At 52.9% G+C, this 22,873-nt stretch carries 21 protein-coding genes; 17 read left to right on the forward strand and 4 right to left on the reverse strand.

Features of this window, described 5'->3' with window-relative positions; translation table 11 throughout:
• Genes J2751_RS11235 through J2751_RS11255 form a run of 5 tightly spaced genes read left to right on the forward strand, consistent with a single transcriptional unit; the run spans nt 1 to nt 9,243 of the window.
• Nucleotides 1-969: a hypothetical protein gene (locus J2751_RS11235; protein WP_209486093.1), complete on the forward strand. Its 969-nt coding sequence runs from the start codon at nt 1-3 to the stop codon at nt 967-969.
• A gap of 2 nt (nt 970-971) precedes the next feature.
• On the forward strand, nt 972-3,893 hold the full coding sequence (locus J2751_RS11240) for a hypothetical protein (protein ID WP_209486095.1): 2,922 nt from the start codon (nt 972-974) through the stop codon (nt 3,891-3,893).
• Nucleotides 3,886-4,737 carry a hypothetical protein gene (locus tag J2751_RS11245; RefSeq protein WP_209486097.1) on the forward strand — a complete coding sequence of 284 codons (852 nt, stop codon included), beginning with the start codon at nt 3,886-3,888 and terminating at the stop codon, nt 4,735-4,737. Before J2751_RS11240 ends, J2751_RS11245 begins: the two co-directional genes overlap by 8 nt.
• A gap of 5 nt (nt 4,738-4,742) precedes the next feature.
• Nucleotides 4,743-8,570 carry a DEAD/DEAH box helicase gene (locus J2751_RS11250; RefSeq protein WP_209486099.1) on the forward strand — a complete coding sequence of 1,276 codons (3,828 nt, stop codon included), beginning with the start codon at nt 4,743-4,745 and terminating at the stop codon, nt 8,568-8,570.
• Complete coding sequence (locus J2751_RS11255; RefSeq protein WP_209486101.1) at nt 8,563-9,243, forward strand: DUF1998 domain-containing protein; 681 nt, start codon at nt 8,563-8,565, stop codon at nt 9,241-9,243. Before J2751_RS11250 ends, J2751_RS11255 begins: the two co-directional genes overlap by 8 nt.
• Before the next feature lie 190 nt (nt 9,244-9,433).
• Here the strand turns inward: J2751_RS11255 and J2751_RS11260 are convergent, their stop codons facing one another.
• Entirely contained in the window at nt 9,434-10,600 is a 1,167-nt protein-coding gene (locus J2751_RS11260) for an ISH3 family transposase (protein WP_209486103.1), read from the reverse strand.
• A 181-nt stretch (nt 10,601-10,781) separates the two neighbouring features.
• Complete coding sequence (locus tag J2751_RS11265; protein ID WP_209486105.1) at nt 10,782-11,012, reverse strand: helix-turn-helix transcriptional regulator; 231 nt, start codon at nt 11,010-11,012, stop codon at nt 10,782-10,784.
• A gap of 177 nt (nt 11,013-11,189) precedes the next feature.
• Between J2751_RS11265 and J2751_RS11270 the strand changes: the two genes are divergently transcribed.
• From J2751_RS11270 to J2751_RS11300, 7 genes are all read left to right on the forward strand, one after another.
• Nucleotides 11,190-11,786, forward strand: a complete 597-nt coding sequence (locus J2751_RS11270) for a hypothetical protein (RefSeq protein WP_209486107.1) — start codon at nt 11,190-11,192, stop codon at nt 11,784-11,786.
• Nucleotides 11,786-12,742 (forward strand): hypothetical protein, encoded by a 957-nt coding sequence (locus tag J2751_RS11275; RefSeq protein WP_209486109.1) that lies wholly within the window; start codon nt 11,786-11,788, stop codon nt 12,740-12,742. The genes J2751_RS11270 and J2751_RS11275 overlap by 1 nt, the downstream gene beginning before the upstream one ends.
• Nucleotides 12,739-12,996, forward strand: a complete 258-nt coding sequence (locus J2751_RS11280) for a hypothetical protein (RefSeq protein ID WP_209486111.1) — start codon at nt 12,739-12,741, stop codon at nt 12,994-12,996. The genes J2751_RS11275 and J2751_RS11280 overlap by 4 nt, the downstream gene beginning before the upstream one ends.
• The gene (locus tag J2751_RS11285) at nt 12,986-13,834 is read left to right on the forward strand and encodes a hypothetical protein (RefSeq protein ID WP_209486113.1); all 849 of its coding nucleotides are present in this window, start codon (nt 12,986-12,988) and stop codon (nt 13,832-13,834) included. The genes J2751_RS11280 and J2751_RS11285 overlap by 11 nt, the downstream gene beginning before the upstream one ends.
• 454 nt (nt 13,835-14,288) lie before the next feature.
• A complete protein-coding gene (locus tag J2751_RS11290) occupies nt 14,289-15,227 on the forward strand; it encodes a hypothetical protein (protein ID WP_209486115.1) in 939 nt (312 codons plus the stop codon).
• A 2-nt stretch (nt 15,228-15,229) separates the two neighbouring features.
• Nucleotides 15,230-15,463 carry a hypothetical protein gene (locus tag J2751_RS11295; protein ID WP_209486127.1) on the forward strand — a complete coding sequence of 78 codons (234 nt, stop codon included), beginning with the start codon at nt 15,230-15,232 and terminating at the stop codon, nt 15,461-15,463.
• Nucleotides 15,464-15,508: 45 nt separating this feature from the next.
• Nucleotides 15,509-16,258, forward strand: a complete 750-nt coding sequence (locus tag J2751_RS11300) for a hypothetical protein (RefSeq protein ID WP_209486116.1) — start codon at nt 15,509-15,511, stop codon at nt 16,256-16,258.
• A gap of 445 nt (nt 16,259-16,703) precedes the next feature.
• Here J2751_RS11300 and J2751_RS15885 read toward each other — a convergent pair whose 3' ends face one another.
• Nucleotides 16,704-16,970 carry a UPF0058 family protein gene (locus J2751_RS15885; protein ID WP_394357387.1) on the reverse strand — a complete coding sequence of 89 codons (267 nt, stop codon included), beginning with the start codon at nt 16,968-16,970 and terminating at the stop codon, nt 16,704-16,706.
• A gap of 201 nt (nt 16,971-17,171) precedes the next feature.
• Between J2751_RS15885 and J2751_RS11310 the strand changes: the two genes are divergently transcribed.
• From J2751_RS11310 to J2751_RS11325, 4 genes are all read left to right on the forward strand, one after another.
• Complete coding sequence (locus tag J2751_RS11310) at nt 17,172-17,441, forward strand: HalOD1 output domain-containing protein (protein WP_209486118.1); 270 nt, start codon at nt 17,172-17,174, stop codon at nt 17,439-17,441.
• 112 nt (nt 17,442-17,553) lie between these two features.
• Nucleotides 17,554-18,204 (forward strand): helix-turn-helix domain-containing protein, encoded by a 651-nt coding sequence (locus tag J2751_RS11315; protein WP_209486119.1) that lies wholly within the window; start codon nt 17,554-17,556, stop codon nt 18,202-18,204.
• 62 nt (nt 18,205-18,266) lie between these two features.
• Nucleotides 18,267-18,632, forward strand: coding sequence for a HalOD1 output domain-containing protein (locus tag J2751_RS11320; RefSeq protein ID WP_209486120.1), 366 nt, complete (start codon nt 18,267-18,269; stop codon nt 18,630-18,632).
• A 142-nt stretch (nt 18,633-18,774) separates the two neighbouring features.
• A complete protein-coding gene (locus J2751_RS11325) occupies nt 18,775-20,949 on the forward strand; it encodes a hybrid sensor histidine kinase/response regulator (RefSeq protein ID WP_209486121.1) in 2,175 nt (724 codons plus the stop codon).
• A 303-nt stretch (nt 20,950-21,252) separates the two neighbouring features.
• Here J2751_RS11325 and J2751_RS15815 read toward each other — a convergent pair whose 3' ends face one another.
• On the reverse strand, nt 21,253-21,894 hold the full coding sequence (locus J2751_RS15815) for a tyrosine-type recombinase/integrase (RefSeq protein WP_209486123.1): 642 nt from the start codon (nt 21,892-21,894) through the stop codon (nt 21,253-21,255).
• 161 nt (nt 21,895-22,055) lie between these two features.
• On the opposite strand from J2751_RS15815, the gene J2751_RS11335 reads away from it, so the two are divergent.
• Nucleotides 22,056-22,873: gas vesicle protein GvpD (locus J2751_RS11335; protein WP_280901152.1), on the forward strand; the 818-nt coding region annotated here is incomplete at its 3' end.

A 22,873-nucleotide genomic window follows, 5' to 3' on the forward strand; every position in this document is an offset into this window, starting at 1 on the left:
ATGGTTAATTATCCACCTCCAAAAGGAAAGTACGAGGCGCTTCTTAATGTTGTAAAGGTTCTGGCTGAAGACGGTCCGTTGTCCCCAAAAGAGCTTGTTGAGAAGGATGAGATACGAGCATTCGGGTATTCAGAAGCTGACGGGACAACACTAAGCCCGGGAAATAGCTCTCAAGCATACGACGAACTTGAGGATGTCCTAGGTGTCGTCACCAGCAATACAAATCGGAACCTTCGACTTACTAGGAGCTCCGAAGAAACCGACCCGTTCCTTCCAGATGCAAGTGGAGAAGGACTGGCCACCCTGCTGAATTCCGATGGCAATCAAGAGTTACGACGTGCGGAGGTGACGGCATTCTTACTCAGGAAACTGAATACCTATGATATGAGTATCCAGGGGGGAACAATCGACAAGGCATTCCACGAATTCACGAGAGTTCTCTGGAGAGAACGCGATTCTACGACCGGTGTTTACAAATCTGACTGGTCGCCAAAAAACCTCATCGGGAGTGATAAGCTTCCAGGTGGCGGTAAGTGGAATAATAACAAGGTCAAGTTTATCCGGGATCGGGCAGTCAATCTTGGGGTAGCAGAGCGTGAATACACGAATGCGGGCAGAGATAATCTCCTACCGGTCTTCAGTACAGACGTTTTCCAAATTGGCTTCTATCTCACTTATCAGTACTTCAAGCAGCAGGAGAACGAAACGAGCCCTGAATTTGAAGAATTTTATCAGAAATTCAAAACTGCGTGGTACCCCCTTCCAAGAGAATTCTACAATCGACATATCATGACTCAAGGACTATTAGCCCGTGAAACGATTATCTCCAGAAACTCACATCCGATTCTCTATTCGAAATTGGAAGAGGAAAACGAAGCTCAAGAACAATTCAAAGTTAGACACTTTGAGGCGGAGACGGCATGGAGTGAGGACATCACAGCGAGCGAATTCGAGATTGAGGCAGTATAATAATGGTAAATGAAAGTCTTCAACCAGTCTTTGGTATCGATCCGAAGCGATTCAATCAAACATTCGCCGAATACTGGCAGGACAAGGATAGCAGCGAGAACCGTGTTCATGTCGAAACAATCGTCGAACGGGAGGTGATAGATGCAGTCGATGAATGGAGTAACCGAATTTATCAAGAAGCCCAGAGTGAGGACCAGAGCACTGGTCTCTTTCTGATAATCGAGGGTGCACAGGCAACAGGGAAAACGGCGATGACGAGATACATTCGAGATCAACTGGACCCCCTCGAAAACACGTCTCGTCAAAATCTACCAATTGTCCTCCCAATCTGGCAGAAGGCCGATAGCAACCCAAGTTCATACAAATACCTCCAACAACTCCAAGATGAGGGCGAAGAATATCTTAAGGAGCTTGAGAACGTCCCAGATTTAAATAAGAAGCTCCAGCTTCTAGAGCAAATAAGTACCCAACTTTCAGAAGAAGAACTGTCCGCATTAACAGATGGGACGGACATTTCGGGAACCCAGTTCCAGAAGCTAGCAGAGCGGGCTGGATTCTTTGAAGGGGAAATGAATCCGTCGGATGTAGTCTCCGAACTTACTTCCAAGGGATACACGTTCGTGTTTATCTTTGATGAAATGGTCCCCTCTCATGCAAAGGAAGAGGCTCAAAACGTGCTAAAGTGGTTTGAGAAGCATCTCAATCCGCATGTGGGCTTCGTCCTGTTCTGCCACCCGGACATCTCGTCTATTACTCGTGATGATATGTTCGATCAGATGCGACGCCGGAATGGTGATATCACCCTTAATATTGCTGGTACAGAGCACCGGCTAGACGAGAACCACATCATAAACATCCGCGGACGGCAGGATGAGCTGATCGACCTTCGGCAGCTTCTGAACGAGTATTTCGATGATGTCTACCTTGATGAGCCAGAAGAAAAGTATGGGCCATTTACTGAAGCGAATCTTGAATGGATGAACTCTTTACTCGGGGCTCATGGACTAATTGGGAATCTTATTGATGGCGTTGGCTCTGCAATGAAGCGGTACGCGAAAGACGCCGATGAATCGAACGAGTATGGGGATATAGGTGCGTATCTCTATGACGAATGCGACCGCGCGATGAAGAGTGCCCGACTCAAAACGGCATTCCGATCTGTCAGCAGCCTCGATCCGGATGACCGTACAGAGGATGTGGCCATCGCAAAAGAGCTCATAGTCGGCTCCAGGAGCGTAGATGACCTCTCTAATAAGCAGAAGGAAACGCTTGAGGACGCGCTAGTACTGTACGATGACGATGGTGACCTCAAGATCCACCCTAAATTACTGGATCCCAATTTCGGCACCTCAGATTCAAATATTGAATCCGACTCTCGAGAGCGACTCATCGATGAATATCTCCGGAAAGCTGAGGAATTTGAGTCGGAACTAGAGGATGCAGATCGAGATGAACTCCGCCATGATATCGAGGATGCATTAATAGACGTTATCGAATGGTTCGGAACCCAACGAGCGAACATAACAGACCGATCCACGCTCTCGGTCCCTGGTCTCGACAGCCCTACATTCGCAGAGACAACCTTCTCACGGGTGGAGACTGGGGGACAGGCCGAAAAAATTCAGCCGAGATCGGGGGGATTAGAGCAGTACGAAGGCGAATTCCTCACATTCGCACTCTTAAAAGACGAATCACTGGCCGATAGCGGAATAAAGAACAAAATCCAAGACTTATATAATAAAGACTATCGAGATTCTGGAATTTTCGTCTTCACTGACGAACCCCCCGAGAGCTGGGAGAACCCTGACTGGCTCACAGATCAGATATCTACCCACCGTCAATGGACTCCCGATTACACGTGGGGGGATGTTGTCGAACGCGTCTACGTATCCAACCTCCAAGAACCGCGAACAATCAGCCGGATCTGTGACAACCGAAATTTCGAAACCGTCGTAGATCGGATATCAGCAATCCAGGCACTCTCTGAGGATCATCTAGCGCCCGATCTGTACGAGAACTTTATGGGACTAGCCAGTCGACTTCATGAAGGTGCTATCAACCTACAGGATAATATATACCTGAAGTACGATGGTCCAACGCTTTCCGAAGCCAAAGCGCTCAAAGAAGTGAAAAAGTTAGTCGAGGAGCACGGATTCATCACCGTAGATGACCTCATCAGCCTCCGTGGCGATTATCGTCACGAGCTAGAGGCACTCATTGAATCAGGTGGTCTTAAGGAAATCGACGGTACTAATGATACATTCGTGTTCTTGGCAGATGAGTACGGAGGGATATCCCATCTGACTGGGCGGAGTGTCAATGATCTTCGCAACCTCCGTCCGATTCCAGTTCCTGTTCTGGAAGAACTGGAGGAGATTGCCAAGATGCAGGAGGATTTGCAATCCGTCTACCAGAATCAGGACATCAAGGACGCTCTCACCGAACTCGAAGAAGCTGAATCACTAATTAATCATTTCGTCACCAAAGACAAGAAACTCGAACAGCTAACTGAAGAGATGACCGATATTAGTTCACTCACCTCTGTTCGAGACGATATGGAGTCTGTCGTCGATAATTTCAATTACGACGCCTACTCCCGAATAACACCAATGCTGGAAACGGATCGAAAAATTTGGAACGAGATTCAGGAGTTAGAGGATGCAGATATCTCGGATATTCATCGGACGCTATTCTACGCTCGGCTAGTTGAAAAAACTCCGAATGCTGCGGAGGACTATCTAGATGATGATGAGTATTACCCCTATTTGTTGTACAAATCCGAAGACCAAATCCGCGATATGCTGGTACAACTCCAAAATAAGGAGGATGAAAAAGTCAACGGCTATGAAAAGCAGACAGAATCACTTACTGAGAAACGTCGGAAAGTAAGAACATTTGTCGAAGGGGGTGATACCGATGAGTAACCAACCGGAGAGCGAAGAAGATTCGATTGATAGAACAGATATTGAGACGGCTCCATCGCTCCAAGAGACCGATCTAGAAGATGCACCTGTGAAGACGCTAACCGAACTCGATTACCAAGAGTCGATCCAGAATATCGGTAATATTGACTCCCAGTTAGATAACCTCTCTGATGCTACTGCATATATTCAACGTGTGCAGAGCGCTATCAAGGACCTGAAATCAGAATGTGGTATCACTTCGTTACAAGAACTTGACGAGTCGGTTGAGTCGAGATATGTCAAAATTGGTGAAGTCCTCATAGAACAAGTCGACGACGAAGAAGTACTATTCAAGACTAGTGACGAGCCGGAGAAACTCGTTACTGATATCGAGGATTATTTCGATGCGTTGGAAGACGAGTATGAGCGCCAATCGGCATTAAAGAGAGCTCGGGAGGATCTGAAAGAGTGTAGAGCTGAGCTGGAGGACCACCCTGGAACAGACGTCAATGAGGCAATCAGTATTTACAAAGACCAGCAGGAGAAACTCGAGACCGCCCATCATTTCCTCCAACTCAAGGATGGTGAGTGTAGTAGGTGTGGTGTGAAATGGGAAAATATAAGTAAAAATCGTCGAAGCGAGATTGAGCAGAAGCTAGAGGAACTGGAGGAAGAGTTTGAACCAGATGGTGGGAAATTCGATGAGAATTTCGCTCGGGAGACGAAAACCTCCGTTGATTCGAGCCTAGATGAACTTGAAGATCTACAAAACAAAATCCGAGGACTTGAGGACGAAATCGATCGCCACGAGCGGCAAGATACCGATACCCTCGATCGTCTCTCTACGACCTACGTGGAGGGCTAACAACAGTGAACGTCCACGAACTTACAGAACGTGCGGTGGGTCATTCTACAGAAACAATCTGGTGGAACAAAGGACTCACGAAGCTCAATCCTGAGTCAGTTGCGAACTACGATGAGTTCATGGAAAATCTGGTCCAAGTGCAGGGCCCCTTTCTTGAGAAAGTTCAGCCACCATTGTCGGCAAGTCAAACCTGGCAGGATTTCTGCTCTACTCTTGAAATCCATACCGACCTTCAGCAAGCTATCCAAACGGCTATTTTTGGTGATTCAGATGGCCGATTGTACGACCACCAAGATAGAGCTATCCGCCGTATTCTCGACTCCGTCGGAGAGATAGAGGGTAACGACGCTGTTCTCACGGTACCGACAGCTACTGGGAAGACGGAATGTTTCCTAATCCCCGCCCTGCAGGTGGCACTCCAAGCGAAGACGGAGACTAGCAATCAAGATGACATCAAGAACCTGATTATATACCCGCAGAAGGCACTAGAGACAGACCAGCTCAATCGACTGGTAGAGTACGGGTATTATCTAAATCAGGAACGAGATACTTTCAATCAGATTACGGTGGGAATCTTCGATGGGGATACCCCGCAAGGAGCCTATGAACTGTATGATGGGCAGAACATCCGCGGACTCCAATGTCCTGAGTGCGACCAGAAGCTCGAGTGGGATGGGAACACCGAATCATTGCTATGTGCCAATACCGATGCTCATGCTTCGAAGCAGTTCGTGGAAATTGATTTCCTGAAACTTACACGAGGTGCAATCGGGAATGAAGGCGCTGATATACTGATAACAAATCCTGAAGCCTACGAATTCCGATTCTTTTCCTCGGACTCCCGTAGCCTCGTTTCCTCCGACCAACTCGATCTAGTCGTCTTTGACGAAGCCCATGTCTGGGATGGCAACGGTGGTGCCGCCATCTCCCATTTCATCGAACGTTTGCGGGGACGATATGATGCAACGATGGTGCTGGCAAGTGCGACTATCGAGAATCCAGAGGGCTTTGCTAATGAGCTGCTGCGGCGTGATGAAGCACACATCGATCACATAGATTTTAGGCCTGCTCTTTCTGAATCAAACACGCCCGTAACCCTGGATGAATCAACGTCGATAGTAGACCCGCACGACGTAATCGAAGAGGTAATCCGGTGGGATGAAGGTACCATATCGACCCTCTCCGGGGAAGTGGCCGCTATTGGAACTGCCGTCGGACTTCTCGATGAGAAATCAGTGACTGCGTTCGGGCGGAGTGTGATTTCAGCACTCGACGACCCAGCTGAGTGGGACGATGAACCACTTCTATCGCTCTTTCAACAACGACACGATCTTCGTGAAACTTTAGAGACAGAGCTGCTGCAGAACGTACCACAGGTTGCTACAATCCGTCGAGAATTTGGCGATAATAAGTTTGTAGCACTCGATAAGGTAACTGCTGCAACCTACCCGGAACTCTCAACGACCGAAGCAACCGAGAATCTAGACAAGATCCTGACATGGTGTAAAATCGCCGGGATACTGTATGATCGGTATCATTACTTTATCAAGCCCTTCAGAACGTTCTACTTCTGTCCCGAATGCCGAACGTTGCACATCAGCCGGTCCGACAATTGTGTGTCACGAGGGCATAAGTTCTACCAAGTCGAATCCTGCTCCAACTGTGATACCCTCTATTATACCGATGGTGAATCCCGTTGGCCCATCGATCAAGAATGTTCGTGTTCTGGGATATATCAATTATCGGAGCAGCGAATCAATTCAACCACGTTCCTCTCATATCTTCTGACACAGTTAGGCCGCGACCTGAAGCAGTTTGGCCAAGGGAAGGCATTATGCTTCTCCAATCGGCGTAGTGATGCAGAAGGTATCGGTTCACTACTCCGGAGTCTGGATTATTCACTCGAAACACAGCGACTTTTGATCGCCAAACTTGAACGGGGTCCAAATGATGATAGCGAGCAGTTCTATACTGTAGAAGCTATCCAAGAGACACTCTATGATGAACTGAAGGAGATATACATCGACACTCCATATGAGTATCTAGAGGACGAAATTCTCTACAAAGGGCTGTCTCGAGATCTTTATCGATACTCTGACCCGTTGAATGGTGATAGCCACCGCCGATTGTTCGATAGTGGACTTATTAGTATAGTCCCGGAAGGGGATTCAGAAGTGGATTTCCTGATGAACGAGGTAGTGAAAGTTCTCGCTTTTAAGCCCCATCAGGACTTAGATCGGAAGATGAGCGTCCGGCGTGATGGACTTAAGGGTAAACTCGGGAATTCAGTATCACAGTACACGGATGCATCCCCCGACGTGAGCGACAAACTGAAGACCGCAATCGAGAAGCTCGAAAACCGCGGGGCTATCAAAGTCGATAGAGTTTCGGATGGAGAGGGAATCTCGACCATTTTGACACTTCGTCCAAGATTCCTTCATCTGAAAGCGAATAAAACGTCCAAGATTTGCAGTTTCTGTCACGCAGGTTGGCCGTTCTGGGATCGAAGTTTCTGTCCGGATTGTGGAGAGGAATTGACAGAGGTTAACCGAGATGGCGAAATGAATGTCCCGCCCTCAAATGGACAGTATACTACTCCGTATTCGCTTGACCACTGGGGGAAGGTTATCTATCAAGCAGATCCTGACCCAGTAGTCTCGGCGGTTCACAAAGCCGGCATTGACCCTGATACGAGAAACACCATCGAAGAAGCGTTCTCGGCCGAGCCTCCACGCATAAATATTGTTTCTGCCACAACCACGCTCGAGCTCGGAATCGATATTGGGAGTTTGGATTGCGTCATCAACCTTGGTATTCCTCCAACGAAGGCAAGCTATACACAGCGGGCGGGCCGGGCGGGACGAGATCTTTCGGAATCGTCTGTCGTCTACACGGTTGCAAATCCTCACAGTGCCGTAGATAACTACTATTTTGAGGAGATCGAATCCCGATTCCTGAATGCAGATCCGAAGCCGACTCATATTAACAGTCTTGGAGAGACTCCATTCACTACTCAACTGCTGTCGGAAGTACTCACATTCTTAAACCAGAACGGGGGACACTACGAGTCGTACGAGAGAATTGATACAGACGATGACATCGAGACAGTCCTCAATAACGTCTACACCAGTGTTGGGCTGTTCCTCAAGGATATCGAGACGAGTGAGGAACAGTTACTGGAGCACTTGACAAGCATGTTCAACTCCAAGTCTCGCCCCGAAATCCAGCAAAGAATGGAAACTCTCGTCGGGGAAGATGGGATGATCCGCCGACGGACCACGAGGAGGCTCTTCAAATTCTATAGCATTTTTTCTCGACTCACAGCATCCGATTCGAGTGTATCTGGTTTAAAACGAAGACGGGTGATCCAGGAGGAGATCCTTTCGGAACTCAGTCAGGAACTCGGATATCTACCGATGATACTATCACAAGCCGGACTCATAGCTCGGTTCCGCTCCTCTGATGATGAAGCAGTTCTTCTTAGGGAGGAAGGTTCCGAATCGGATACGAATCATTACCAGTATGAATCGAAGAGTCTCGATCAGGCACTCCGGGAGGCGTATCCTGAAGCTGTTGATACGTATTCTGGTAGCAGGTACGAAGTCGTGAACACGCAAGTTAGCGAGGACCCATTGTACACAGCAAACATTTGTTTGAACAATAGCTGTCCGCTTTCGTTCCAACAACAGCCGTCGGTGCTCACTGACTGTCCGCTCTGTGGGGAGCCACTCGAATCGATGCCCATACACGAATACCTGGGGGCAATTCTCAAACCAGCAAGGGGTTCAAAACGAACTCGACCGCTTACACTCAGAGGTGTGAGTGATGACTGACAGACTCGACGAGTTCGCACGACTAATCGACAACGAGAGCTTCGAGATGGAGTTGCTGGAACAGGATGTCAAGACTATCGAAGAACGGAAGATCGGACGAATCGAATCCCGTTTCGTAAAGAATCTACAGATACAACGTGCAGTCCCCCATGTCGAAATTACTTATAAATCTACATCAAAAATCAAAGAGGCCTATGGTGAAATACTTGCTATCGAAGATGGTGAATTAAAAAGTGAGCAGGCGATTGCAGGTTACGAATATCTGACTGACGGTTTTGAACTTCAACTGTCGAAGTCTACGCTTCGAAATCACGGTGGGACCACTTCCCCGGAAGATCTGCTTACCGCCCTGTACTCCCTCGGCTACGGCCTTCGAAGTGTCATGGCGCGACGGCTTGGAGTCAACCCAATAGAAATTCAATGTGAACCGCACCTTTTCCCGGAGCAGATTCGTTTGTTGATTTATGATAACGAATCAGGTGGCGCTGGGCTCTCGTATCCAATCTTCCAAGACATAGAGGAAGTTATGGATGAAACTGCCTTACAATTGCAATCTTGTACTTGCCCCGACTACTGTGAAAACTGTCTACTCCTGCCGCGAACGCCGACATTCTTGCTGGAAAATGACTTATTAAATCGTGAACTCGGAGCAGTTCTTCTTGAGCATCGGTAAGATGAGGGGAGATCCTCAGTACCTCACAAAGCATCGTCAGCTAACCTGACCTGAGCCGCCTATCCTGTTACAATGAGTCGTCGGTAGCGGTTGATCAACGCTGCTCGAAGCCGGAGCTGTCGCTGTCGGCGGCGATCAGCCGCCGACGCGACAGCGTTGCCACTCACGAGACAGTGTACTCGGTCGGTGACTACCGGTGGAACCGGTCGTCTGGTGGTCGATTCGCGGGGACGGCCCGACGCACCGCGAGGGCCGTCCACGCAGCCCGGCGGACCATATTGATGAACTCCTTGTACGGCCACCACCAGAGACGACGCCCGCCTCGGCGGGGCGTCGCCACATATTCGTAGTGGAGATACCGCCAAGCGTTCTGTAACAACAGACTCACCACGACGTACAGCAGTCTCACCGTCGCATCTCGTGTCGTTGTCGTCGCTATCGCTTGCTCGGACAAGCGATAGCTCGACTCGATACCGAAGCGTTTCGCGTAGTGGTATCGAGCGTCGCGTGGTGTCTTGATGAACGGCGCGTCAGCGGCGTAGCCGTGACGCGCCACACCGTGTTCGTCATACTTCCCGTTCAGGTACGTACAATCGATGTAGACGGGGAACTCGACGGTCCAGCTGTGACCGTCGAGATTCCCTGTCAGATCATGCTGAATGACACGACTCCACCCTTCCGAGAGCTCTTGTTGAATCGTCTTACCCCACCGGATGATCGGGATCACGTACGCGTAGTTGTGCGCTTGAAGCAGTGTGAGGCACTTGCTGTCGTAGAATCCGCGATCAAGATAGACGGCCTTGACCTCGGTGTCAAGGCCGTCGAGGACACCGAAGAACTCAGCGAGGACGCTGCTGGCGGTGTCGCCGTCTTCGAGACGGCGCACCGCCAGCGTGTAGCGTTTGTTCTTCACACGCGCGTAGAGCGTCGCGTAGGCGTGGAACGCAGTGGTTCCACGCTTGGCTTCTGAGTGATAGAGGTTCTCCGTGTCGTCTTCATCGCCGTAGTAGGGCCGCAGGTGGAGGTCTGCGCAGACCTCCACCTGCTCAGGAAGCAGTTCGACGATATCTTGTCGAAGGAGCGTGTTAGCGACTCGTTCGAGCCGTTCCGGCTCGAACTTCGTCCGGAGATGGTAGAGGATCGTGTTGGCAGCGGGGCCGTTCTGACTCGACGCACAGAGCGTAGAGACAGAGGTCCCGTCGGCGCAAGCGCCGACGACGACCTCATAGATGTCCTCAGCAGTGATTTCAGCGTTATTGGCTAAGGATAGCGGAACTTCCTGGTCGAGACTGTTGACGAGAAAGTTAAGAAGCTGGTCCTCGTGAATCTCACTGTCTGCTTGCTTGTTGGAGTGCACATCCTCAGCAAGCAGACGTTCTAACTAAGCGGCTTTGTGAAGTACTGATCCTCTATTACCCTGTCCGATAGTAGTATCAGTATATTAGACCGCTTAGACGTGGAAGTAGCTCAGTTGTTTAGCCAATGATACTGCTAGACAATTTCTCAGCGCCCGTGAAATCTAGCCAATAATTTTCATACTATTCAGTAACTTCCCATGCGAGTGAATTTCCAATCATCTTTTTTTCTACACGACCTTGATCTAGTAATCTCCTGAGACGGTAGTCGGCACTCTGGCGGGCAATTTCTAGCTCATCTGCTACTTCTTGGGTGCCGGCAGGTTCGTTCAATCGGACAGCTTGGATGATCTCATCATCCGTATGCTCCGCCTCAAATTGACCACTCTCATCCCTTTCTCTATCGCCATTCATTATCGTCAAATCATGGCTATCAACCTTCAGCGTTCTGGCTCAGATTCAGATACCAAAGATATTTAACCATATGCTACATAGCAGATGGTAGAGAGTCAGGTCGTAGGCATGATCGATCCGGAAATGCCCGAGTGCTAGAACACTCGGACCGGGCTTCTCACTGGCTGAGAGATACCCATGAATAAGGAAATCACAGATTGTCATGAGAGTATCGGTGAGGAACGAATTGAAGAAATATCAAAATTAAAACAAGTTGCGCTCGGGGAAGGGCCGGCAGCATGTCAAATCTGCGACCGAAAACTCCGGGAAGGCGACGAGCTGACCGCGTATGCCTTCCGGGCGGCTGGCAACCCCATTTTTGAAATCGGATACGTGATGTGCGGGGCGGACGAGCACGCGCACCCGACAGAGTTCATGAGGGGCGTCCACGAACTCGTCGTGACAGGCCGAATTGGCCTGTGTACCGATGTGGCGACTCAATCATCGTGGCTGGTACTCATCGCGCCAGAACCGATTGTGGAGAGCCGACCTAGGTCAAGCGACGCCTACACGATCGGCGAGAACACGACACGAGAGACTGACCCGCTCCACACACACCAGGCCACCGAGGCGGACCCGACATCACCGTTCGGAGGTATCCACGAGCGCGGGTCCACGCAACTCGAAGGGGCCACTGAACACACAGCTGATTACTCCCAGATAGACGGGACACACCAGGCCGAACACAACGAGCAGGTCCACCAACACGCGACCAACCAGGGGGGTGACGAGTAATGCCCCCGGCATTCGACACCGAACACCTCGATCACGAGATGTCGCTCCCAGACGACATCGAGAACCTCACACTCCCGGACCTGTACGTGGGGCTCGAAATCCCACTCCTCGCGCCGGGCGATGGGATCGTGACGGACCGCCACCATGCCTCGGCGGACCGGTACGAGGCGGACGACCCGCAGAACCAAATTGGCGGGATGGTGTCGCCGTTCCCACTCTCGGGGTGGCTCCGCCACGGCTGTGAACGCGTGATACAGGTCGCCGGCGGCACGGCGTGTCATCCGGGCGAAGCGAACGCGGACTACATGCTCGAAGACGTGTACGAGCGCGATCTCGACGCCGGGTACCACGAGAAAGGCTCGTGCGTCGATGGCGACGCCGGCTGCGTAATCTACGACCTGTTCGGTGGGTTCAACGATCGGGCGGGGCGGCTGATCCGCCGGCCACTCCGATTCTCGCCGATTCGTCGACAAGTCGACGTCCTCCAGGGTGAAGCGGAGGCGCATTACCGGCAGTTGAACACGCAGGTGCGTTCACGCAATAGCGAGGATGACGGGCAACCGCTGCGGATGGCGTCTCGGGATGTTGTCGGGAATCTGGTGGGGACGTGGAAACTCTCTTTTCGGGAGTTGAAGCCGGAGTACGTTGGGTTGCTCGTTGAGGCGGTCGATTACTTGGATGCGCATAGCGATGAGTTTGAGTTGCAGCTCGGTGGGGCGCGGAATTTCGGGGCGGGGATGGTTGATGCGCGTGTGATCAATCCCTTGTACTCGGATGCGGAGATCAGGCGGGTGTTTAATCGGGCGCAGGACGCGACGTCGGGGATGGAGGAGAAGGATGAGGTGTGGGCTTCGGAGTGCCGGCAGGAGTTCGTGAGGGCGTTGCAGGGGCGTGTGGCGTCGCGTGATGGTGATGTGCCGGTGCCTGACGTGTCGTCCGGGGGTGGTGCGGTGTGAGCGATGATCGTGATGACGGTCGTGGTGAAGATGATGGTGATGGTGTGTGGCCTGGTGAGTCGTATGATTCGCGGAAGGATGAGGTGGTGGAGCCGACGGGGTCGCCGGGGTCGGTGCAGGAGGTTGTGAGTGATGCGCAGGAGGAGTCGGAGTTGGAGGGTGAGTTGAATGAGGTTGCGTCGGTGACTGATGCGGGGAGGTCGGTGCAGCGGGTTGTTGAGGAGCCAACTGATGGTGACGGTGATGGTGAGTGATGAGGTGGGGGCGGTGGGGGGTGTGGGTGCGTTGGTGGCGGCGTTCAGGCATGATGTGCATAAGTTGCGTGGGCGGTCGCATGCGGATGCGGAGCGGGAGGTGTGTGGGGTGCGGGTGAACGAGTCGGTGGCGTGCGGGGCGGATGGGGATGCGGCGGTGTTGAGTCGCCCGGACGGGGATCCGGAGGTGACGGTGGAGCGTCATGTGTCGCCGGTGCGTCTCTCGCTCGTGACGGGGGCGACGGTCGCGGATCGCGGGGAGGTGCCGGCGTCGTTAGAGGAGGTACGTGGGTTGGTGGTGCCGGGGTGTTCGGACTCGGCGGAGTTGCACGCGGCGTGGTTGACGAGTGGCGTGGCGGCGCGGTTCAACGAGTCGGTGTACGTTCCGTACACGTCGTTGAAGTACCACACGTTGCTGGTGGCGGCGTTGCTCGATAATTATCGGGCGGGGTACGCGTTCGATGACCTGTTCATGGTGGCGGAGCGCCCGGCGCGTGGCCCGCCGACGGGCGAGGATGATGGAGCGGCGGCGGCGCTAGCTGCGGATGTGGTGGTGTCGTGCCGGACGGTGTTGTGGACGTCGGAGGTGGCGGTCAGGGTGACGGGTGACCCCCCATGTAACGGGGCGGTGGCGTCGTTGGGTGCGGGGCCGGTCCGGTCGTTTGCGGACACGTGGTCGCGGTTGACAGCCCAACCGCTGGATTTGGACCGGGAGTGGCTGCGCGTGGTGGATGCGCAGGTGCGTCGCATCCGGTCGTTTTCGACGGCGCTGCAGTACGTGGAGGATGTGGTGGAGGGCGGTGACGCGGTTGAGTTGCGTGGTGGGGTGGGGAGGTGATCCGGGTGGGTGGGTGGGCGCGGCGTGGGCGCGTGGCGTCCGTGGTGGGTCGCTGCGCGAGGGGCGTGGTGTTCGTGGTGGGGGGTTGGGTCGTGTCGCTCGTGGTGGGGCGACGCGATCGTTGGGTGGGTCCAGGGCTGCGGGTCGTGGTGGGCTCGCAGTCACAGTCGGTGCGTGGTGAGGGGAAGTTGGTCACCGGGGCGTTCGTGGTGGGACGGTCCGTGACTGACGCGGTCCCCGGGATCGGTGGGTGCGGGTTGGGGTGCGTGGTGGCGTGCCGGCCCGTGCGTTCCGTGATGGTCAGTGGTCGTGGTGGGCCACTGGAAACGGGGTGTGTGCAGGCGTTGTCTGACGGGGGCTTGGGAGCACTGGAAACGGGGTGTGTGGGATGTTCCGTGGGTCGTGTGGTGTGTGATCGTGGGTCGATTTGCAGTGGAAGTGGTGGGGTGGTGGCGTGACGCAGATTCAACAAGTGTTGTTTGAGGTGGAGTCGCCGTATGCGGGGCGGCCGTATCACGTGTCGGGGAATGCGTTGTTTAATGCGTTCGCGGACCAGGTGAGTGGTGCGGCGCGGGGTGCGGTGCATGTGAGTCACGGGGTGTTTGTTCCGTCGGAGTACGGGGAGTTCCCGGCGGCGCATTCGTCGCCTGGGTATGCGGGGAAACTCGGCGGGTCACTACCCGAGGTTGAGGCGTACGCGGATTTGTTTTTGTATCGGGATGCGGCGCATCGGTGGTTGTTGGACTCACGCCCGCGGGATGCGCAGAATACGTTGGATGTGCAGACGCATGGTGGGCGGTGGGCGTTTGCGCCGGAGTCGTTTTTCGGGGTGCCGGAGCATCATCGGAATTCGAAGCGGCGGGTCCCGTGGTTCCTGCACTGTTACGTGCACGCTCCGGGTAACGACTCGGTGCTGCCCGTGTCGACGGACGCGCTGGACGGCATCCAAGTCGGGGGCCAGCGGAACTACGGGTTTGGTGAGTTGTCGGTGGCGGACACGCAACTCGTGGATCTCGATGAGGTGTCGTTTGACGGGTTACGCGGGCATGACGAGTTCAGTATTGAATTGCTGTCGCCGTTCGTGCTGCAAAGCGGAGTTTCAGGTGCAGATCGGCAGTCGGTCCCGTCGTGGTGGGGTGCGTCGCGGGCAGGCGAGGTTGTCGATGGTGATGGGTTGCGGCGACGCGGTGAACGGCTGGTGACGAGTGACGGCGTGTTCGAGTTGGCGACGGTTGATCACGGGCACGTGGTGCCGTACACCGGAACCGACCCGGTTGGGACAGCTCGGAACGGGATCATGCGTGTTGGGACGCACTCTCGGTTCGGGTTTGGTGAGTTGCGTGTCAGGCCGGCTGATGCGGATCGTGTGCCGGGGCGGGGTGAGGAGTTGTGACGGTGCTGGAGGTGGTGGCGTTTGATATCGAGACGACTGGGTTTGACGTGACGGCCGAAGTGACTGTGGTCGGGTTCGCGGTGCCGCTTGGGTGTCGTGTGTTCGTGCGGGGAGACGCTGAGACGGACGGTGAGACGGACGTGTTGGTGGTGGCGTTCAACGGGGAGGCGGAGGCGTACTGTGCGAAATCAGAGTTTACAGTGAAGTCGTTAACGCCGACGGGGTACGATCAATGATTCGAGACACGAGAGATACGGGACGCTACTGGGAGGTGTACAGTCATGAGTGAGTTTGACGTGTGGGGTGCCAGTGAGTCGTTTGAGACCGCTGGGACGGAGTCACGTGAGCACTTGTGGGCGAAGCTAGAGTTAGAACGGCGGCGGCGGAGAGAGGAGGATCCGTGGTTTCCGGGGGAGTACCGGTTTGAGCGGAAGGTTGCGGATCGGGTGCCGGATTGCGTGGTGCTTGGTGAGTCGGTGAATCGGTGGATCGAGTTCGTGGTCGGGTCCGAGCAGGAGTACCGTCAGAAGACGCGGGAGGCACTCCGGTTAGGGTTTGTGATACACTGGGTGTTCCTTGCGGAGTGTGATGAGGCGATGCGTGAGGCGGAACGGGAGTTGACACCGGAGTTGAAAGAGCCGTTCCGGTTCGGCGTGTTCGACCCGCGAGACGGGACGCTGGAGTTGGGAGACCCGGTGACGTACAAGAGCTACGCGTTCCCTGTTGAGGGGATGGGTGAGTTCGAACCGGAATCGATCCTGGGGTATCGGAGCGGTGCGGCAGGGATTCGCCGGCGGTGTGGCGGATTCGATCTCGGGCAGTTCGAGTTTGCCGGGAGTCAACGGCGTCTCATCGCGGTGGATCCGAAAGGTGCGTATTTCCGCTCTGTGACACCGGGACAGTCACTTGAGGACGCGCCATGGGGGTTCCCGACGCGGGACGGGTTAGAACGATTAGTTGAGGACGGGCACGTCACGCGGCTCGGCCCAGTCGGGCACGGGAGGCAACTGAGAGACTCGGACGGGGAGTGACGGACGCGGGGCCTGTGGAGGTGATTTTCCACACTGTGAACGGTGCGGGGTTGATCAGGTGTGATACAGTTTTTCATGGTGCTGTGTGGCGATTCAACGGTACCAGATCTGTTGAAATCCTATTCTTCAGATATATTCTCACCTGAAACAGCCGGTCGATGAGAGCTGCGAATTGACCGCCGAGAATTCTGCCAGCTCAGAGAGATGTTCTGAGAGACGTGCGAGATACACAGCGCGTATCGCGCATAGGAGATGATTTCCCAATTATCGCTGATCGGTTAACCAAGTGATCCCATTCTTCGAAGACCGAATCCACATCGTTTCGGTATCCTTGTCTGTCGCATCTTTGGGATAGAACACGTAGATCGTGTCCTCGTCGTATCTCCCAAATTGTACCACATCCAATTCGCTTCCCTCGTCACTACGGTCATGCATAGACACCATCTTACAAGAGGGGCTTCCCCGTAGAACTGGTTTGTATCTGATGATGAGATTCGTCAATCAACTGGCTACAGTGACTTGACAAGTGTTTGACTGCGGTCGTGTGTGCGTCCTTCCCACGGTGGATGTCGTGCGGGCGGGTCGGCTGTGTTTTATAGTGGACAAAGACATCACCACCTATCGACTCATCTCCTTTGAGATAGTCACCCACCTCGAACAACAATGCGTGAATGTGGACCAACTCTTGCCGTTTCATGCCATCAAATACCATACCAACAGATAAAAGCTAATTTACCACACTTGTGTAGTATTCTTAGGCATCTCTAGTTAGGTCGCTCATACACAACAATTCGGCTCTGTTGAAATTCTCAGGAGGTAAGAAGTTCTACCCGGGCTCCGGTCAGTAGTACACCCAACTATTAGGATAGAAAGTAGTCACCACAGTTATTTTGTTTAAGACTAACCTGTTCGGATGGGAGACACGAAGGAGTTCTATTATGAGCCGGAAGAGGGTGAGGAATTAAGCGTAGCAGTTGTTGAGGCGGTTGCCGAAGCTCACGACGAGGATATAATCCAACAACGCTGGCTCATCAGTGAAGACATAAACGCAGACGCGCTTGACGGACTCTTTCAGGAACAAAATCTCAAGATGACTCTCCAATTTGAGGCGGACTCGACGACGGCGACAATCATTGCTGACAGCGATGGAAACCCGATTATAAAAATTAAATCTCATCGGTAAGTACGCAGCTCTCATCGACCGGCTGTTTCAGACAAGAACCTGTCTGAAGAAGAGGGTTTCAACAGAGCCAATCAGCCAGTACACCTTTTCGACGGTCGCCCATATATTATCCATGGCAATTGAAGCGACGTTCACTGCGACTGGCGGTGAGTTTCCACTGGCTGCCGTCTTCGCTGAATTTCCCGCCGCCGAAATCGAGTTAGACCGCGTCGTTCCGACAAACGAATTTATTATCCCATATTTCTGGGTTCGAGATGTCGAGATCGAGAACATCTCAATGGAGAACGTCACGCACCCGGGCATCCACGACATTCGGGTGATTGATGACGTTGATGAGGCAGCGTTCATTCGCATCGACTGGGATTTAGCGTACGAGAGCGTCTTGACCGCAATTATCGAAAACGACGTGAATCTCATCTCCGCGCACGGGAGTGAAAACCAATGGTCGTTCGAATTTCGAGCTGAATCACGAGAGTCTCTCGCTGACTTCCAATCGTACTGTCGAGACCGCAAAATTCCCCTTGAGCTTACGAAGCTTCACGCACTCTCGCCGTTTGAATCGGGGCAAGAGTACGACCTGACCGACGCACAGCGCGAAGCGATAACAGTCGCGTTCACGCTGGGATATTATGATTCTCCGCGGGAGGCGACTCGTCAAGACATAGCGAACGAACTTGGGATTTCACCGCAGGCCGTTGGGTCTCGGCTACAGAGAGGAACTCGACGATTGATCGCAAGCACGCTCATGCAACTTGACCAGTAGTATAAATACATATTTCTTACGAAAAGGCCACTGACATCCTTCCGGCAATCGTACTCAGGCGTATGGAACACGCACCTACCGATGATGATGAACCCCAGACCGAAAGGACAGAACCATTGGAAACGGCGTCAGGTTGGGATCTGACGGACACCCCATTTATTGACGAGCTCGAAGAACAGGAGGGCTTCTATCGTGTGAAGTACGACTCGGGTCAAGCTACGCCGAGCTTCGTAATTATCACCATCGTCTCGAAAGTCACCGGGATTGACCCGCTGGATCTCGATCAATTATATGACAGCATTGATGGTGATGCATTAGATGCGCTGTGTACTGCTGATTGTTATTCAGTTACTCAAGTGACTTTCCAGTATAACGAGTGCGAAATCACAATCGGAACTGATGGCATTGTTGAGGTAGTAGCAGGATGAGTGACTCTGTAATTTTGGTCGTACAATTTCCTGTTCAGGAGAACGAACCGGAGGAGATTCCGAGCGATGAGCCTGTCAAATATGGCGAGATCTTAGCACGTAGCATCCGTGACTGGATTTCGAGCCTCAAGAGAGAACTATGATGGCAACCTCACCATCCCAACAAACCAACGAAGGAACGTTCCGTATTCTTCATGTTGATGATGAGCCTGATCTCTCAGAGATGGTCGGCATTTTCCTCGGGCGTGCAGACGAACGATTTGAGATCGTGCAGGCGACCAGCGCCAGCATGGGGTTAGATCAACTGTCCGAACAACCGTTCGACTGCGTCATCTCCGATTACGATATGCCCGGCTGTAATGGTATTGAGTTCCTTCAGAAGGTTCGAGAAGAATTTCCCGAGCTCCCATTCATACTATTCACCGGGAAAGGCACCGAGGAAATTGCGAGTGATGCGATTTCGGCAGGAGTCACCGATTATCTACAGAAACAAAGAGGGACGGATCAATATACTGTGCTGGGCAATACTGTTGCGAACGCTGTCGAGTCTTACCAGTCTACACAGATGGTTCGACAGCGTGAGCAACAGCTCCAAACTATCCTCGATTGCGTAACAGATGCCATCGTTGAGGTAGATTCTAATTGGCGATTTACCCTCATTAATCAGCAGGCTGAGGAACTCTACAAGATGGATGAGGAGTCTCTCCTCGGGCGTGATTTCTGGGAGGTCTTCAGCGAGGCGCTCGACACTCGATTCGAAGCGGAGTATCGGCAAGTGATGGAAACACGAGAACCCACCTCGTTCGTCGAATACTTCTCCCAGCTTGACGGTTGGTTCGATATCGAAGTCTACCCGAAAAACGAAGGGGGAATCGAGTTCTACTTCGTCGAAGTCACCAAACAACGCGAGCGTCAGCACGAACTAGAACAAGCGAACGCGGTGCTCTCGACACTATTCGAGACACTCCCCGTCGGTGTCCTCACAGAAGATTCCAACCGAAACGTAATCGCGGTGAACGATCACCTGCTTGAACTCTTCGGAGTTGCCGAAGTGCCAGAAGATATCCACGGTATCGACTGTGTACAGTTGACTGAGCAGGTCAGCGATATGTTCGTCGAATCTAACCGATTCATTAACGGGATTAACAATCTTGTAGCCGCCCGTGAACCAACAGATAACGACCAATTAGTGCTCCATGATGGTCGAATCTTTGAGCGCGATTATCGCCCAATCAAACATTCGGATGAGGATGGTCACCTGTGGGTTTATACTGATATTAGTGAGCAGGAAGCACAGCGAAGACGATACGAGGCTGTGTTCAATCAGACCTATCAATTCTCTGGCTTGCTGGAGCTTGACGGAACAGTGCTTGAAGCGAATGACACTGTACTGGAGTTCGGCGGCCTTGACCGCGACGAGGTCATCGGGCAAAAAATGTGGGAGATACAGTTGTTCCAATACTCTCAAGAAACCAGAAAGCGGGCACAGTCCGCCGTTGAACGGGCAGCTGATGGAGACTTCGTCCATCACGAGCTACGTCTCCAAGGGGCTGACCGAGAGGCGATTATCGATTTCTCGGTGCGTCCCGTGACCGACGAGGACGGGAATGTTATATTTCTCGTCCCAGAGGGGCATGACATCACCGAACGGAAAGAGCACGAACAGGCTATTCAGCGAGAACGAGACCAACTCGACGAGTTTGCAGAGGTGGTCAGTCACGACCTCCGAAATCCACTGAACGTCGCTAAAGGGCGATTAGAACTCGCCCAACAAGAGCATGACAGTACTCACTTTTCCGCTATCGAGAGAGCATTAGACCGAATCGAGCGTATCGCTGAGGATGTCCTTTGGCTGGCCCGTGAAGGTCGGGAAATCGGATCGCTGGATGCGGTTGTGCTTCACGAGACGATAGATGCCGCGTGGAACCTCGTCGCTGATTGCGCTGCAGATACTGAGTTACATTACGCAGATGACGGTCTCTCGGCGGCCAAAATTGAAGCGGACGATGATCAGCTTAGCCAACTCTTGGAAAATCTATTCCGAAACGCAATTGAACACGGTGGTGAGGAGGTGACCGTTACCGTTGGAGTAATGGACGATGGTTTTTACGTCGAAGATGATGGTCCCGGTATTCCCGAAGACAGACGAGATCGCGTGTTTACTGCAGGTTATTCGACCAGTGAAGATGGGACGGGCTTCGGATTGTCTATTGTGAAACAAATTACCGAGGCACACGGCTGGGAAATTTGCATAACCCAGAGCACTGAGAGCAGTACACGGTTGGAGATTACTGGCGTTGAGTTCGTTTCTACATAACCACTTTGTATTAACCGATCACTCTCTCCCGTAGATCGGTCTCGTTCGGACCACATTCGTGCCCTACATCTTGCACAGCTATCAGAACACATCTTTAAATTGGTAAAAATATCCACGGCCAATACGCAGGCACATTCTATCGGCTGGTTCAGGATTCATTTGAGGAAAATAAAGCGGTTCTCGTGCTGACTAGATCCTCTATATCGGTCACGTCGCTACTGAACGACGTTTGGGAAGTTGCTACCCGTGATGGACACGACGTAGTGCATCAGCTGTTGCTGTTCCCGAGATTCGGATGTACTTTTAAGCAGTCGCCAGATCGCTCCATCCCATTAGGGCTTGGAGCGGTACAGGGGCGACGCCTTTGTAGGCGTGGTAGCTGGCTGCGGTCGCTCGTAGACAGTGTGGATAGACACGTCCCGAAAGATTGGCTTCGTCAGCCGCAGCCTGTACTCGCCTGTTGATTGTTGACCGCGAGCGCGGAAACGCATCGTACCGGTTAGCGAAACGTTCAACACACAGCTCAAGTCGAAGTGAGAGATCAAATGGAATGAGCCGCGCCGAAGCGACAGTCTTCGGATGCCACCGAGATGTAAGTGCTTCCGTAGTAGATAGATCGTCGTTGTGGGTAGTTTCCTGTTTGGCCTGACGTCGGCAGTACCCGCACTGGCACGGTTCGTGTTGTGGGATACGAATCGTGCGACGGTTCCAGTTCACCCACGCGGTCTGAAAATGTGCGATTTCCCCAGCGCGAAGCCCGAGTCGGCCTGCGATGAGACAAATGAATCGCGCTTCAAAATCGAGTGGTGCTGGAAGGGCTGAGCATGCTTCCAGTAGGAGTTCGAATTGGCGGTCGGTGAGGACATCTTCGTGAGTGTGACGGGTCGTCAGTGCTTGTCGATGCCGGTCAGCCCATTCGGTTCCGGGTTGCTTGTGATGAGACACGCCTAGCTGTTCTCATGCTGGCAGATTGGGAGTACCGCCGAATCATGCTGAATGTAGAGCGCGTATCGCACATCGACACTCAGTGATTGTGAACGGGTACTCGCGCTAGAACAAAGTTCTCCACAAAGAAGATACTTGTAGACTAAGAACAAAATCAGATTATGTCAGTTGAACGGATGTCAACGGGCGTCAGTGGTTTTGATGAGGTTCTGGACGGTGGTCTCATTCAGGGTCGAAATGTTCTCGTGCGTGGCTCGCCGGGTTCAGGCAAGACAATCTTCGGATTACACTTCCTCTCGGCTGGGATAGATGCCGAAGAGACGGCTCTGTACATTAATATGGGTGAGCCGCAGGCGTACGTCGAAGAAACAGCCGACGCGTTCGGCCTCAATACTGAGCAGATACAGTTTCATAACCTCTCGCCGACCCAAGAGCAGTTCTCAGAGCGTAACTCCTACAGCGTCTTCGAATCAGCCGAAGTCGAACAGCCGGGGTTTATTGAAGATCTACGCGACAAAGTCGACAAAATCAAACCAGATCGTGTGTTACTTGACCCCATCACAGAGTTTCGATATCTTACCAGCGACGAACGGCAATTCCGCTCCGGTGTTCTTGGCCTCCTCGACTATCTCAAAGAGGTTGGCGCGACGGTGATGCTCACTTCGCAGGCTGGCGATTCAATCACGGACGACGATATTCAGTTCCTCGTCGACGCTGTCGTCACACTTGATGTGACTCCCGAAAGCAGGGCAGTCAACGTCTCCAAGTTCCGAGGGTCGTCGTTCCGACGTGGAAATCACTCCTACGATATTACTGACGAGGGACTGACGGTCTGGCCGACACTCGTTCCCGGCGAACAGGAGCGAGAGGTCGAATCAGGCACACTCTCTTCGGGCGTGGCGGAACTTGACGATCTGCTCCACGGTGGCTTAGATCAGGGAACCGTAACAATACTCAGCGGTCCGACTGGCGTCGGCAA

The organism is Halorubrum alkaliphilum (genome assembly GCF_017873815.1).
GTDB classification, from domain to species: domain Archaea; phylum Halobacteriota; class Halobacteria; order Halobacteriales; family Haloferacaceae; genus Halorubrum; species Halorubrum alkaliphilum.

What these genes read in the sequence shown, in the direction of transcription:
- J2751_RS11235 (WP_209486093.1), top strand. Translation starts at nt 1, where the DNA reads ATGGTTAATTATCCACCTCCAAAAGGAAAGTACGAGGCGCTTCTTAAT.
- J2751_RS11240 (WP_209486095.1), top strand. Translation starts at nt 972, where the DNA reads ATGGTAAATGAAAGTCTTCAACCAGTCTTTGGTATCGATCCGAAGCGA.
- J2751_RS11245 (WP_209486097.1), top strand. Translation starts at nt 3,886, where the DNA reads ATGAGTAACCAACCGGAGAGCGAAGAAGATTCGATTGATAGAACAGAT.
- J2751_RS11255 (WP_209486101.1), top strand. Translation starts at nt 8,563, where the DNA reads ATGACTGACAGACTCGACGAGTTCGCACGACTAATCGACAACGAGAGC.
- J2751_RS11265 (WP_209486105.1), bottom strand. Translation starts at nt 11,012, where the DNA reads ATGAATGGCGATAGAGAAAGGGATGAGAGTGGTCAATTTGAGGCGGAG.
- J2751_RS11270 (WP_209486107.1), top strand. Translation starts at nt 11,190, where the DNA reads ATGAATAAGGAAATCACAGATTGTCATGAGAGTATCGGTGAGGAACGA.
- J2751_RS11275 (WP_209486109.1), top strand. Translation starts at nt 11,786, where the DNA reads ATGCCCCCGGCATTCGACACCGAACACCTCGATCACGAGATGTCGCTC.
- J2751_RS11285 (WP_209486113.1), top strand. Translation starts at nt 12,986, where the DNA reads ATGGTGAGTGATGAGGTGGGGGCGGTGGGGGGTGTGGGTGCGTTGGTG.
- J2751_RS11300 (WP_209486116.1), top strand. Translation starts at nt 15,509, where the DNA reads ATGAGTGAGTTTGACGTGTGGGGTGCCAGTGAGTCGTTTGAGACCGCT.
- J2751_RS15885 (WP_394357387.1), bottom strand. Translation starts at nt 16,970, where the DNA reads ATGGTATTTGATGGCATGAAACGGCAAGAGTTGGTCCACATTCACGCA.
- J2751_RS11310 (WP_209486118.1), top strand. Translation starts at nt 17,172, where the DNA reads ATGGGAGACACGAAGGAGTTCTATTATGAGCCGGAAGAGGGTGAGGAA.
- J2751_RS11315 (WP_209486119.1), top strand. Translation starts at nt 17,554, where the DNA reads ATGGCAATTGAAGCGACGTTCACTGCGACTGGCGGTGAGTTTCCACTG.
- J2751_RS11320 (WP_209486120.1), top strand. Translation starts at nt 18,267, where the DNA reads ATGGAACACGCACCTACCGATGATGATGAACCCCAGACCGAAAGGACA.
- J2751_RS11325 (WP_209486121.1), top strand. Translation starts at nt 18,775, where the DNA reads ATGGCAACCTCACCATCCCAACAAACCAACGAAGGAACGTTCCGTATT.